Annotated in this window: 13 protein-coding genes; 10 read left to right on the plus strand and 3 right to left on the minus strand. The window is 37.0% G+C overall.

The window, feature by feature from the left end:
• The first annotated feature begins 65 nt into the window (after positions 1-65).
• From I6L50_RS05635 to I6L50_RS05655, 5 genes are all read left to right on the plus strand, one after another.
• Positions 66-1,121, plus strand: coding sequence for a FecCD family ABC transporter permease (locus I6L50_RS05635; RefSeq protein WP_002089809.1), 1,056 nt, complete (start codon positions 66-68; stop codon positions 1,119-1,121).
• A complete protein-coding gene (locus tag I6L50_RS05640; RefSeq protein WP_002089808.1) occupies positions 1,118-2,134 on the plus strand; it encodes a FecCD family ABC transporter permease in 1,017 nt (338 codons plus the stop codon). Before I6L50_RS05635 ends, I6L50_RS05640 begins: the two co-directional genes overlap by 4 nt.
• A gap of 15 nt (positions 2,135-2,149) precedes the next feature.
• A complete protein-coding gene (locus tag I6L50_RS05645; RefSeq protein ID WP_113936166.1) occupies positions 2,150-2,962 on the plus strand; it encodes an ABC transporter ATP-binding protein in 813 nt (270 codons plus the stop codon).
• A gap of 202 nt (positions 2,963-3,164) precedes the next feature.
• Positions 3,165-4,103 (plus strand): ABC transporter substrate-binding protein, encoded by a 939-nt coding sequence (locus I6L50_RS05650; protein WP_113936167.1) that lies wholly within the window; start codon positions 3,165-3,167, stop codon positions 4,101-4,103.
• 145 nt (positions 4,104-4,248) lie between these two features.
• A complete protein-coding gene (locus I6L50_RS05655; RefSeq protein ID WP_219300790.1) occupies positions 4,249-5,553 on the plus strand; it encodes an HD domain-containing protein in 1,305 nt (434 codons plus the stop codon).
• A gap of 39 nt (positions 5,554-5,592) precedes the next feature.
• Here I6L50_RS05655 and I6L50_RS05660 read toward each other — a convergent pair whose 3' ends face one another.
• Entirely contained in the window at positions 5,593-5,778 is a 186-nt protein-coding gene (locus tag I6L50_RS05660) for a 2-hydroxymuconate tautomerase (RefSeq protein ID WP_001147171.1), read from the minus strand.
• A 112-nt stretch (positions 5,779-5,890) separates the two neighbouring features.
• On the opposite strand from I6L50_RS05660, the gene I6L50_RS05665 reads away from it, so the two are divergent.
• Positions 5,891-6,565 (plus strand): site-2 protease family protein, encoded by a 675-nt coding sequence (locus tag I6L50_RS05665; protein WP_002016358.1) that lies wholly within the window; start codon positions 5,891-5,893, stop codon positions 6,563-6,565.
• 25 nt (positions 6,566-6,590) lie between these two features.
• Complete coding sequence (locus I6L50_RS05670) at positions 6,591-7,100, plus strand: YwhD family protein (protein WP_002016357.1); 510 nt, start codon at positions 6,591-6,593, stop codon at positions 7,098-7,100.
• Positions 7,101-7,132: 32 nt separating this feature from the next.
• Here I6L50_RS05670 and I6L50_RS05675 read toward each other — a convergent pair whose 3' ends face one another.
• Positions 7,133-9,184 (minus strand): transglycosylase domain-containing protein, encoded by a 2,052-nt coding sequence (locus I6L50_RS05675; RefSeq protein WP_219300792.1) that lies wholly within the window; start codon positions 9,182-9,184, stop codon positions 7,133-7,135.
• A gap of 100 nt (positions 9,185-9,284) precedes the next feature.
• A complete protein-coding gene (locus tag I6L50_RS05680; RefSeq protein ID WP_219300794.1) occupies positions 9,285-10,010 on the minus strand; it encodes a glycerophosphodiester phosphodiesterase in 726 nt (241 codons plus the stop codon).
• A 152-nt stretch (positions 10,011-10,162) separates the two neighbouring features.
• Here I6L50_RS05680 and I6L50_RS05685 point away from each other — a divergent pair, with 152 nt between their 5' ends.
• The 3 genes from I6L50_RS05685 to speE all read left to right on the plus strand — a co-directional run bounded on the left by I6L50_RS05685 (position 10,163) and on the right by speE (position 12,753).
• On the plus strand, positions 10,163-10,570 hold the full coding sequence (locus tag I6L50_RS05685; protein WP_002016353.1) for a MerR family transcriptional regulator: 408 nt from the start codon (positions 10,163-10,165) through the stop codon (positions 10,568-10,570).
• A 5-nt stretch (positions 10,571-10,575) separates the two neighbouring features.
• On the plus strand, positions 10,576-11,739 hold the full coding sequence (locus tag I6L50_RS05690; protein WP_219300796.1) for an MFS transporter: 1,164 nt from the start codon (positions 10,576-10,578) through the stop codon (positions 11,737-11,739).
• Between the two features lie 186 nt (positions 11,740-11,925).
• Positions 11,926-12,753, plus strand: coding sequence for a polyamine aminopropyltransferase (gene speE, locus I6L50_RS05695; protein ID WP_000424693.1), 828 nt, complete (start codon positions 11,926-11,928; stop codon positions 12,751-12,753).
• Positions 12,754-12,895: the final 142 nt, after the last annotated feature.

The raw sequence follows: 12,895 nt of genomic DNA on the forward strand, positions 1-12,895 counted from the left end.
TTATTACTATTTGAGAATAAATTTCATTTTATTAAATATATGTTGTTGGTTAGGATGGTTGAGGGATGGAAGCGAGCGCAAGGAGTATAGAACAGCAAGATGTGAATGTTAAAGAGATTAAGAGCAGACCGCTCGTTGCCTCTATTATTTTAATAGCAGGCACAATTTTGTTAGCTTTAAGCATGGCAGTTTCTATTTCGTTTGGTGCTGCAGATATTAGTTTAAAGACCGTTTGGCAAGCTGTATTTCAGTTTGATGGGTCTATAACGCATCATAACGTAATTCAAGAACTTCGCATGCCTAGAGCAATAGGGGGCGTAGTTGCAGGTGCCTTTTTAGCAGTGTCAGGAGCAATTATGCAAGGGATGACACGGAATCCACTTGCATCACCATCATTAATGGGGATTACAGATGGTGCTGTATTCGGGATTGCAATTATGTATGCATTCTTCCCTAATTCACCTTATTTAATGTTTGTTATCGCATCTTTTATTGGAGCTGCGTTTGGAGCGAGCATTGTATATGGTATTGGGACTTCTTCACCAGGTGGATTAACGCCTGTGAAATTAGCTTTAGCTGGAGCTGCAATTAGTGCTTTATTAGGAGCAATTTCATCTGGAATCGCATTGTACTTCAATCTTGCCCAAGAGGTGAGTATGTGGAATGCAGGCGGCGTTGCCGGAGTGAAATGGCAAAGTATTAATATGTTAGTACCGATTGGTCTTGTTTGTCTCATTATAGCAATTATGATGTCGAGATATATTACCATTTTAAGCTTTGGTGAAGAGATCGCGATTGGGCTAGGTCAAAATACGACATTAATTAAATTCATTGGAACAGTACTTGTTCTTGTATTAACGGGTTCTGCGGTTTCTATGGCAGGATCAGTTGGATTTGTTGGTCTTGTAATTCCACATATGACTCGTTTCCTTGTAGGCTCAGATTATAGATGGGTTATTCCATGTTCTGCGGTCTTAGGTGGATTGTTAATTGAATGTGCAGATATGTTATCTCGCGTTATTAATCCGCCATTTGAAACGCCAATTGGAGCAATTACAGCGCTAATTGGAGTTCCATTCTTCCTCTACTTAGCACGTAACGAAGGGAGAGGAAAAATGTGAGGACGAGCGTCTTAACAAAAAAGAACGTTTCTATTTTAACGATTTTAGTAGGATTAATCGTTGCTGTATTTTTAGTAAGCTTAAATACAGGAACATTTAAAATACCTCCAATGGATGTATTAAAGTCATTGGTTGGATTAGGTGCAGAAGATCAATCTGTTATTTTATTTGAATTTCGTATGCCACGTATGGTTATTGCTATATTAGTCGGTTCTGCATTAGCTATGTCAGGTGCAATTTTGCAAGGGCTGTCACGAAATCCACTTGCTGATCCAGGTATTATCGGTATTAACGCCGGAGCGGGATTAACAGTTGTAGTATTCGTCTACTTTTTCTTTGGAAAAGTTGGAACTGGTACATTTTTATCTGTATTTATCCTTCCATTCTTCGCGCTAGTTGGTGCGATATTAGCAGCGGTTATTATTTATTTACTAGCATGGAAAGACGGTGTTTCATCCACTCGATTAATTCTTGTTGGTATCGCTGTTGCAGCCGGATTTGGTGCTGTTAGTTTAATTTTTTCTATGAAGATGACATCGAACGACTTCCGTTTTGCAACGATTTGGTTGGCAGGAAGTTTATGGGGAACAGATTGGAAGTTCGTACTAAGTGTACTCCCATGGATGGTTATTTTCTTACCACTGGCCATTAGTAAAGCGCACATATTAAATGTAATGAATTTAGGCGACTCTACAGCAGTTGGTCTTGGTGTAAACGTAGAAAAGGAAAGACGTAAATTATTATTTATTGCAGTTTGTTTAGCTGGTGCATCTGTCGCTGTTGCGGGCGGTATTGGTTTTATCGGTTTAATGGCTCCGCATTTAGCGAGAAGCCTCGTTGGTGGTAAACATCAAATTATGTTACCAACGGCTGCATTAATAGGAACGTTTTTACTTTTATTTGCAGATGTAATTTCAAGAAGTGTGTTACCAACTTCAGAAATACCGGTCGGTCTTGTTATTTCTGTAATTGGCGCACCATATTTCATATATTTACTTATGAGGACAAAATAAAGGGAGGCTTTTTGTATGGCAACTTTAGCAGTTGATGCGGTATCTGTTGGGTATAATGAAGGGTTAATTATAGATGGATTAACGGTTGAAATTCCGGAAGGACAAATTACAACGATTATTGGACCAAATGGTTGTGGGAAATCCACATTATTAAAAACGGCTTCTCGTATTTTGAAAGCAAAACGAGGTACTGTTTATCTTGATGGAAAAGCAATTGAGAAACAGCCAACGAAAGAAATCGCAAAGAAAATGGCGATTTTACCACAAACTGCAGAAGTGCCAACAGGCCTTACTGTGTTTGAACTTGTTTCATATGGACGTTTTCCTCATCAAAAAGGATTTGGAACATTGAAAGAAGAGGATTATCGCTACATTCATTGGGCACTTGAAGTGACGGGGATGACAGAATTTGCAAATCGTCCAGCAGAAGCTTTATCAGGTGGTCAACGTCAACGTGTATGGATTGCGATGGCTCTTGCACAAGGAACAGATTTACTCGTGTTAGATGAACCAACAACATACTTAGATATGGCTCATCAACTTGAGGTATTAAACTTACTGAAGAAGTTAAACAAAGAAGAAGGCAGAACGATTGTTATGGTTATTCACGATTTAAATCATGCTTCTCGTTTCTCTGATCATATGATTGCATTAAAAGCTGGGAAGTTAATGAAACAAGGAACGCCAGATGAAGTTATGACAAGTGAAACGCTTCGTGACGTATTTGAAATCGAAGCTCAAATCGTTCCATGTCCAGTAAACTGTAAACCAATTTGTTTAACATACGATTTAGCGATGATTAATAATCAATTGCGTAAAAAAGCATAATTAATAGAATTTCCCCCTCTTAAAGAGGTGAGAGGGGGAGTTCTAATGGACGTTGAGCTTCTTACCCACGGATGGGAAGTTGAACGCCCGTTAGAACGGGTTATAAACAACAATTAATAAAAATATATTAATTAAATGTTGTTTTCGTTTCTTATAGTTACATGCAAATTATAAGAGAAATACAGCTAGAAGGAGTCGGAATATGAAGAATTTTAAAATGGCACTATTAGCAATGGTACTAGTTGTTACTTCTGTACTATTTGCAGCTTGTTCTAACAAAGAAGAAGAAAAGAAAGCAGATGCGAAGACTGAAGAGCGCACTGTACAACACGCAAAAGGGGAAATTAAAATTCCTGCAAATCCAAAGAAAATTGCTGACCTTAGTGGTTCAACAGAAGAATTATTAATCTTTGGTATGAAACCAATTATTACTGCTAATACATCTCAAGAAAAAATTGATGCACATATTGCAAATAAATTAAAAGACGTTAAACCAGTTGGTTCTGCTTGGGGCGATAAAATTAACATCGAAGCAGTGGCTGCTGCAAAACCAGACTTAATTATTGTAAACAATCGTCAAGAAAAAATTTATGATCAATTATCTAAAATTGCACCAACAGTTATGTTAAAGACTCCATTAGACCAATGGCGTCCAAAATTCGAAGAAGTAGGTCAAATCTTAGGTAAAGAGAAAGAAACAAAAGAATGGTTCAAACAGTATGATGAAAAAGCAAGCAAATTACATGACAAAATCATCGCTAAAACTGGTGATGCAACATTCATGAAAATGGCTGCATATCCAAACGCATTCCGCGTATACGGTGACTACGGTTACGGTAGCGTAATCTTTAATGACTTAAAATTACCAGCAGTTAAAGGTACACCAACTGATAAACCGCTAGTACAAGTACAAAAAGAAGCTTTAATTGATTACAACCCAGATTACTTATTCGTATTTACAACGGGTGATGGTTCTCAGCGCTTAAAAGAATTCCAAGAAGAATCAATTTGGAAAAACATGAACGCTGTTAAAAACAACCACGTATTTACAATTAGCAATGAAGACCTAAATAAAGGATACTTCCCACTAGGTAAAGAAATGATCTTAGACGAAGTTGCTGAGTTTGTTTTAGGAAAATAATATATAAAGAAAAATCACTTTTACTTCGGTAAAAGTGATTTTTCTTTATATACAAGGAATTAATACAGTCTTTCATTTCTTTCTGTTTCCTATATCGTTTATAATATATAGTAAGAATGCAGTAAAGAAAGGGGGATGTCGGAAGGTGGTATATTTAAACGACAAACTCAGCGAAACAAAAGTGTTTAAAGACCCAGTACATAAATATGTGCACGTGCGTGATCGTGTTATTTGGGATTTAATCGGAACGAAAGAATTTCAACGCTTGCGCCGTATTAAGCAGCTTGGAACGACATTTTTTACATTTCACGGTGCAGAGCATAGTCGCTTTACTCATTCGTTAGGTGTATATGAAATTATTCGTCGTATGATTGATGATGTGTTTGATGGCAGACCAAATTGGAATGCTGAAGATAGATTATTATGTTTATGTGCGGCATTACTTCATGATGTCGGTCACGGCCCGTTTTCTCACTCGTTTGAAAAAGTATTTTCGTTAGATCATGAGAAATTTACGCAAAAGATTATCGTTGGCAGTACGGAAATTAACGATGTGTTAAGCCGTGTTGATAAGGAGTTTCCGCAAAAGGTAGCAGATGTAATTGCGAAAACATCTACTAATAAATTAGCGATTAGTATGATTTCAAGCCAAATTGATGCTGATCGTATGGATTATTTATTAAGAGATGCATATTTTACTGGCGTAAAGTATGGGAATTTTGATATGGAACGTATACTGCGTGTCATGCGCCCGTACGGTAATCAAGTTGTCATTAAAAATAGTGGTATGCATGCTGTAGAGCATTATATTATGAGCCGTTATCAAATGTATTGGCAAGTATATTTTCATCCGGTAACACGTAGTGCAGAAGTTATTTTAACGAAGATTTTACACCGAGCTAAATCATTGCATGAGAAGTATTATGCGTTTAAATATCATCCTGTTCATTTCTATTCTTTGTTTGAAGAAGAAGTGACAGTAGAGGATTATTTAAAGTTAGACGAGAACGTAATGTATTATTACTTCCAAGTATGGCAAGAGGAAGAAGATCCAATTTTAAGTGACTTATGCCGTCGTTTTATGAATCGAAATCTATTTAAATATGTAGAGTTTACAGATAAGCACGGTTTAGATAATTGGATGGAATTAAGTAGCTTATTTAAGAAGATTGGACTAGATCCAGAGTATTATTTAGTTGTTGATTCAACATCAGACTTACCGTATGACTTTTACCGTGCAGGAGAAGAAGAAGAGCGTCTTCCAATCTTACTCCTTATGCCGAATGGGGAACTTAGAGAGCTTTCGCGTGAATCGGATATTGTTGAGGCGATTACGGGTAAGAAGAGAACGGATCAAAAATTATTCTATCCGCATGATTTAATCTATGAAGATGGAAGAAAAGGAAAATATAAAGAGAGAATTATCGAGTTGTTAGAAGGAAAGAAATAAGAAGCAGCTAAGAGCTGCTTCTTATGAAAAAACTTGAAATTATTTGTCGCTTAAGCGTTTTCCGCCAACTGCATAATGGTTTTTAGACATTTCTTCGATGAAAACAACGATGTTTTCTTCAGGAGCACCAGTTGTTTCGCTTACTGCTGCGGTTACTTTCTCAGCAAGAGCTTTCTTTTGTTCTTCTGTGCGTCCTTCTAGCATTTTCACTGTTACGTATGGCATGTACAATCGCTCCTTTTATGTAAGTTACACTCTTATTATAGCGGATTATGAAGAAGAACAATCGGAAAAACAAATAATTTCTTTTTTTGACATATTGAAGAGGAGATGAGTTATGGATCAGTTATTTAGATACCCGTTGCAACAAATTCCATTGGTAGCAATGGCGATTATTATTGCGCTATCTGTGCATGAATTTGCACATGCGTATGTTGCATATAAATTTGGAGACGATACAGCGAAAAAACAAGGACGGTTAACGTTATCACCGATGGCTCATTTAGATCCTATCGGGATGATTGCTGTATTAATTCTTGGATTCGGTTGGGCAAGACCCGTGCCTGTTAACCCATATAACTTTAAAAGACCGCGTCTTGCAGGAATATTAGTTTCTATTGCGGGACCGATAAGTAATCTTATTTTAAGTGCAATTGGTTTAATTATTTGGTATAGCTTAATAACATTTGGTGTGTTAGATGCGATGCCACTTGCAGTAGCAGATACGCTGGATCAATTTTTCCAAATTTTTATTATGCTTAATATTGTTTTACTTGTATTTAACTTATTACCAATCCCGCCACTTGATGGGTATCGCGTTGTGGAAGATTTAGCACCAGCAAATATTCGTGCGAAAATGACACAGTATGAAAAGTATGGATCAATTGCGTTATTAATTCTTGTTATTACACCGCTTAGCAATTACACAATTCAACCTATTTTCAATGTTGTTATTCCATATGTATTAGTATTTTTACAAAATATCATTGCGCCTATTTTCAGGCTTTTTTAATCATTAAGTGAGGAGGAGTTTACATATGACAGAGAAAAAGAAAAAAATCGGTTTTAATATCGTGAAAAATGATTCAACAGATGGACATGGTGGTTTTGGCGTTGGGGCATTAAGTTTAGAAAATATTTCTCCTGTATTTGTTGATGTATTAGAGAAAACTGCGTTCGTTGATATCGGTGCGATGCATGCGCGTAGTACAGTAGAAAAAGGAATTAAGTTTTTAACAAATAAAGATGAAGTTCCAAACGGAAAACCGTTTTGGCTCGTTTGGGTAACAATTGAAAGAACACCAAACGGTGCTTATTACGCAGGTGCAACAGCCTGTGAAATGACAGTTGATCGTGAAATTCGCCGCGGATATAAATCACTTCCAGAGCATGTAAACAAAATGGATAAATCACTAAAGCGTCACATCATGATTGATCATATGGATGAATCATCTAAAAAAGTACTTGGTACATTCTTAAAAGAGCATAATGAAGCAATTTGGAACGAATCTAGTGAAGAATTGCGCCACGCATTATTAGGCGAATAAAAATAGCTGACGGATTTCCGTCAGCTATTTTTTTACCACGGGAGATATTTTTTCCACCAACCCGCCTTTTTCTTCTCTTCACTAACCTTTTCGAACTCTTCCTTATCATCAACGTGATCCATACAATACTCTGTTGGCTCTGTACCTTTTGCGAAATACATTTTCACAGAAATGGGACAGTTTTTTGTAGCAATCTTACCGTTTTCAGGATTAACATCGACTGCAACAACATCTGCTGGTTGTTTGAATTCTTGTTTAGGCTGTCCATCTAATCCTTTTTCCATTGTATCGGTCCATATTTTTTTTGCGTATCCTTGTTCTGCTACGTTTGAAATGGATTTAGGTTGATCGTATCCAATCCAAACCCCTGTTACGAGCTGCGGGGTAAATCCAATCATCCAACTATCAGTTTCTGTAGAACCAGACTTTCCAGCATATGTTCTTGATAATTTTGATAACATCGATTGACCGGTCACAGCGGCATAACTGCTTAGTTTTTTATTAAACATACCTGCCATCATTTCTTCCATCACAAAGGCTTTGCTTTTATCTAGAACTTGTTTACTTTCTAAATGAGCGTCGTATAGCATATTTCCTTCGTGATCAACGATGCGCCTTATAAAGATTGGTTTTACTTCTTTCCCGCCGTTTGCAAACATGCTATAAGCATTGACCATTTCAATTGGTTTTACAGGAGATGTGCCGAGAGCAAGAGACGGAACATCTTTTAATGCGCTAGTAATACCGAATTGCTTCGCTGTTTTTGTAAGAATGTCTTCGCCTAAAAATAGATTTGTCTTCACAGCATATACGTTATCAGAAACAGCGAGTGCTTGTGCCATTGTCACAAAGTCGTCTGCATAATAGTTTTTATAATTTTTCGGTTTATATTTGGAAACACCGTCACCTAAAGTGAATACAGTATATTCGCTTTTTAAGCGCGTAGCAGGGGTGAATCCTCGTTCTAAGGCTGCGTAATATAGGAATGGCTTAAATGTAGAGCCGGGCTGACGAGCGGCTTGTGTAGCTCTGTTAAATTGACTCGTATTATAATCAGTTCCACCAACAAGGGCAGCTACTTCACCCGTTTTTGGATTCATAGAGACGAGGGCAGTTTGGATGTTTGTTGTTTCAGGTATATGATTTTTTACAGCTTGCTCTGCTACAGATTGTAATTTAGGGTCTAGCGTTGTATAAATACGTAAGCCACCTCGCTGTAAGGCTTGCTCATCTAATCCGATATCACGAAGAAGAGAAGCTTGTACAGCATCTTGGAAATAAGGCGCGACCTCTGCCACTTTTTTCGTATCTAATGAGGCGAAAGTTAGCGGTTCCTTTTTTGCCGAGGTAGCTTGCTGTTTTGTAATATAACCTTGTTCTACCATTTCATCTAATATGAGAGATTGACGCCCTTTAGCACGCTTTTCTTTTAAAAAGGGAGAGTAGAAGCTAGGTCCTTTCGGAATGCCTGCGAGCATACTAGCTTCTGCTAATGTTAATTCTTTTGCAGTTTTATCGAAATAAAGGCGAGAAGCAGCTTCGATTCCGTAAGCACCATGCCCGTAATAAATTGTATTTAAATATCCTTCTAAAATATGATTTTTATTATAGTTCACTTCAAGGCGAACGGTATACATTGCCTCTAATAGTTTACGCTTCCACGTTTTATCATGATCTAAGTATAGGTTACGAGCATACTGTTGTGTAATAGTACTAGCACCTTGTACTTTTGCCATTGCTTTTAAATCGGCAACAATGGCACCAACAATGCGCTTTATATCAAATCCATGATGTTTGTAGAATCGTTGATCTTCAATAGATAGTGTTGCCTCTTTTACATAAGGAGAAATTTCATCAAGAGATACATTATAGCGCTTTTGTGTTTCGTTACTTTGTCCTATAACAGTGTCATCATTAGCGTAAAAGACACTCGTTTGCGGCACTGCAACAGGGGGAGGCCCCATAATTTTTGCAGCTATAATGATAATAAAAAAGGAAAAAACGAAAAAAAGAACACAAGAAAACATTACGGTGAAGAAAAGACGTTTATATTTTTTAAGTTTTGGATTCATAGTTTGATCCATCTTTTTCAGCCCCTCATTAATACAAGCATTATTGTATTAGTATTGAGGGTTTTCGTTTATTTTAAACAATGAAATTTTGAAAACAAAAAAGCCCCTTCAATTAAGAAAGGAGCTCAAAGGCACGTGCTGGCCAATCGGTAATGATGACATCTACACCATAGTCAATCATAGTTTGTAAATCTTTATATTCATTAATGGTGTAAGGACGAAAAACGTATCCTTGCCCCTGTGCTAATTGGACAAACTCTTTCGTTAATAATTGAAAGTTTGGATGTAATCCAGTCGCCTCGCGCCTTTTTGCTTCAGCAATAGGATCTGCAAGTGGTGTATCGTACAAAATCGCTCTTGGAATTTCTGGAGCAATTTCTGCTAATAATGAAACGGAATCGTGGTTAAATGATGAAAATGCAATTTGATTGGATAGATGATATTCACGAACAAGAGCAACAACTTTTTCTTCAATATTTGGATAATGAAGAACATCTGTTTTTAATTCAATGTTAAGTTGTAAATTTGTTGTAGAGAGCCAAATAAATACTTCTCGTAATGTTGGGATTTTCGCCTCATGGAAAGAAGGATCTTTATGGCTACCAGCATCTAAAGCTTGTAATTCCTCTACAGTTTTTTCAGAAACAAGTCCTATGCCATTTGTTGTACGATCGACGGTTTCGTCGTGAATTACGACAAGTTCACCATCTTTTGATAAATGGACATCAAGTTCAATTCCATGAGCACCAATGCGTTCGGCTTCTTGAAAGGCAATCATCGTATTCTCTGGATGTGTCCCTTTTACCCCGCGGTGAGCGAAAATAAGTGGTTTATTCATGTGAAAATCTCCTTATCATCTCTTTTTCTTCATTATGAAACTGCCTTGGAAAAAATACAATTGAATAGGACAAACATTTACAAAAGTCTAACAGTTGCATAAAAGTTAATGTTAACGTAAAATGTAACAATAAAGTGAAGGGAGGAATAAACATGTATAAAATCGATGAAGTAACAAAGCAAGTTGGTTTAACAAAGCGTACACTTCGTTATTATGAGGAAATTGGTTTAATTCATCCCCCAGAACGAAGTGAGGGGAACATTCGCCTGTATACAGACGAGGACATTGCGAGAATTAAAAGGATTGTGGAAGCGAAAGAAGTACTAGGAATTACGCTTCAAGAAATGCAACATTTCTTATCGTTAAAAGAAAGAATGGAACAAAGAAGAAATAGTGAGAATCCGCGTGACCGTGAAGTGATTCAAGAAATTAAAGAGATGCTTGAAAAACAAGTGCAAACGTTAGACGAAAAAATGGAGCAAATGCAGCGTGTTAAGGCAGAGTTAGAGGATAGTTTAAGCCGTGCAGTTACATTTTTAGAGAATACAAAAGGAGAGTAATCAAAATGGAGAGCAAACAAAAATTAGGGAGATTGATTACAGTGGTGGCTACCTTCCTTGCCTTTTCAGGTATAGGGGTAGTCGACCCAATTTTACCAAGTATTGCTGAACAAATTGGTGCTTCGCATTGGCAAGTCGAGATGTTATTTACAGCTTATATTTTAACGATGGCAATTATGATGTTACCAGCTGGAATATTTGCATCAAGATTTGGTGATAAACGAATGATGACAATCGGTCTTGCGATTGTAACTGTATTTGCATTTATATGTGGTATATCGCAAACGATTGCTCAATTATCTCTTTTCCGCGCGGGGTGGGGATTAGGAAATGCGATGTTCTTCGCAACGGCGATGACATTATTAATTGCATTAAGTAAAGAAGTTCATGAAGCAGTAGGATTATATGAAGCAGCTATCGGTTTAGGGATGGCAGGTGGCCCATTGTTAGGTGGTATATTAGGTGGACATTCTTGGCGTTACCCATTTTTTGCGACGAGTATTTTAATTTCTTTAGCATTTATTTTAGTTTTCTTTTTTGTAAAAGAACCGGAGCGAAAAGTGAAGCGTAAAGCAGCAGGCTTAGGTGAATTACTTAACCTGGTGAAGTATAAACCGTTTATGCAAGGTGCCATTTCTGGGATGTTATATTACTACGGATTTTTCGTCGTGTTAGCATATTCACCACTTATTATGCATTTATCTGCTATTCAATTAGGATTTGTATTTTGCGGATGGGGATTAGCATTAGCTTACGGATCAGCAATTTTAGCGCATAAGCTAGAAGGTAAATATGAACCGAAAACATTGTTAAAAGGTAGTTTACTCGTATTTGCGATTTTCTTAATTGCACTATTCTTCGTTAAAATTATTTGGTTACAAATCGTATTAATCGTTCTATCAGGATTAGCATCAGGCTTAAATAACGCGTTATTTACAAGTTATGTAATGGATATTTCACCTTATGAAAGATCTGTTACATCAGGTGTTTATAACTTCGTTCGTTGGTTAGGTGGCGCGATTGCTCCAATTTTATCAGGAGTCATAGGTCATACAGTTTCACCACAAAGTCCGTTTTTAGTCGGTGGAATTGTTGTGTTAGTTGGTTGCGTAATGATCTTAATTCCGATTCGTAAACCGGTAGAAATAGAGACAGAAGCCCTTTCTTAAGAAAGGGTTTTCTTTCCTATTACAGAGCAAACCCTTTTTACATATATGTTAGAACCCTCTGACTAAAATATATTTTCGGTATTTTTTTACTTTTAACTATACTTTTTGGATGTTTTGTTTTATTTTTGGTAGGGGACATTAATGATGTCCCCATTATAAATTTGCAGCGAAAGGCGTGATTGTACGATGGAACTATGGTTCACTGAAAAACAAACAAAGCATTTTGGAATTACGGCGCGTATTAACCGCACATTACATACGGAGCAAACAGAATTTCAAAAGCTTGATATGGTTGAAACGGAAGAGTTCGGAAACATGCTTATTTTAGACGGCATGGTTATGACGACAGAAAAGGACGAGTTCGTTTATCATGAAATGGTAGCGCACGTACCTTTATTTACACATCCAAACCCTGAGAACGTATTAGTTGTTGGTGGTGGCGATGGTGGTGTTATTCGTGAAGTGTTAAAACACCCAAGCGTGAAGAAAGCAACTCTTGTTGAAATCGATGGAAAAGTAATTGAGTACTCTAAGCAGTACTTACCATCAATTGCAGGTGCATTAGATGATGAGCGTGTAGAAGTAAAAGTAGGAGACGGTTTCCTACACATCGCAGAAAGCGAAAACGAATATGACGTAATTATGGTAGATTCTACTGAGCCAGTAGGTCCAGCAGTAAACTTATTTACAAAAGGCTTCTACGCTGGAATTTCAAAAGCGTTAAAAGAAGATGGTATTTTCGTTGCCCAAACGGACAACCCTTGGTTTACACCAGAACTAATTACAACTGTGTTTAAAGATGTAAAAGAGATTTTCCCAATTACTCGTCTATACACAGCAAACATTCCGACGTATCCAAGTGGACTTTGGACGTTCACAATCGGATCTAAAAAACATGATCCATTAGAAGTAAGTGAAGAGCGTTTCCATGAAATCGAAACGAAATATTACACAAAAGAATTACACAATGCAGCATTCGCATTACCGAAATTTGTTGGCGATTTAATTAAGTAAGAGCGTTAAATTGAAATAAATAAAGTGTAAGTAACTCATTTAAGGTGTTTGTCTAGAAGGCTTGAACATGCTAGTTACTTACACTGCTACAAATGAAGTAGTCTTCTTGTGATAACAAGAAGGCCCAGGTAAATCGAGAAAG

This window comes from Bacillus sp. FDAARGOS_1420, from assembly GCF_019344915.1.
GTDB lineage: Bacteria > Bacillota > Bacilli > Bacillales > Bacillaceae_G > Bacillus_A > Bacillus_A mycoides.

Excerpts from the sequence above, each read along its gene's own strand:
- I6L50_RS05635 (WP_002089809.1), top strand. The coding sequence starts at position 66 with ATGGAAGCGAGCGCAAGGAGTATAGAACAGCAAGATGTGAATGTTAAA.
- I6L50_RS05645 (WP_113936166.1), top strand. The coding sequence starts at position 2,150 with ATGGCAACTTTAGCAGTTGATGCGGTATCTGTTGGGTATAATGAAGGG.
- I6L50_RS05650 (WP_113936167.1), top strand. The coding sequence starts at position 3,165 with ATGAAGAATTTTAAAATGGCACTATTAGCAATGGTACTAGTTGTTACT.
- I6L50_RS05660 (WP_001147171.1), bottom strand. The coding sequence starts at position 5,778 with ATGCCATACGTAACAGTGAAAATGCTAGAAGGACGCACAGAAGAACAA.
- I6L50_RS05665 (WP_002016358.1), top strand. The coding sequence starts at position 5,891 with ATGGATCAGTTATTTAGATACCCGTTGCAACAAATTCCATTGGTAGCA.
- I6L50_RS05670 (WP_002016357.1), top strand. The coding sequence starts at position 6,591 with ATGACAGAGAAAAAGAAAAAAATCGGTTTTAATATCGTGAAAAATGAT.
- I6L50_RS05675 (WP_219300792.1), bottom strand. The coding sequence starts at position 9,184 with ATGGATCAAACTATGAATCCAAAACTTAAAAAATATAAACGTCTTTTC.
- I6L50_RS05680 (WP_219300794.1), bottom strand. The coding sequence starts at position 10,010 with ATGAATAAACCACTTATTTTCGCTCACCGCGGGGTAAAAGGGACACAT.
- I6L50_RS05685 (WP_002016353.1), top strand. The coding sequence starts at position 10,163 with ATGTATAAAATCGATGAAGTAACAAAGCAAGTTGGTTTAACAAAGCGT.
- I6L50_RS05690 (WP_219300796.1), top strand. The coding sequence starts at position 10,576 with ATGGAGAGCAAACAAAAATTAGGGAGATTGATTACAGTGGTGGCTACC.
- speE (WP_000424693.1), top strand. The coding sequence starts at position 11,926 with ATGGAACTATGGTTCACTGAAAAACAAACAAAGCATTTTGGAATTACG.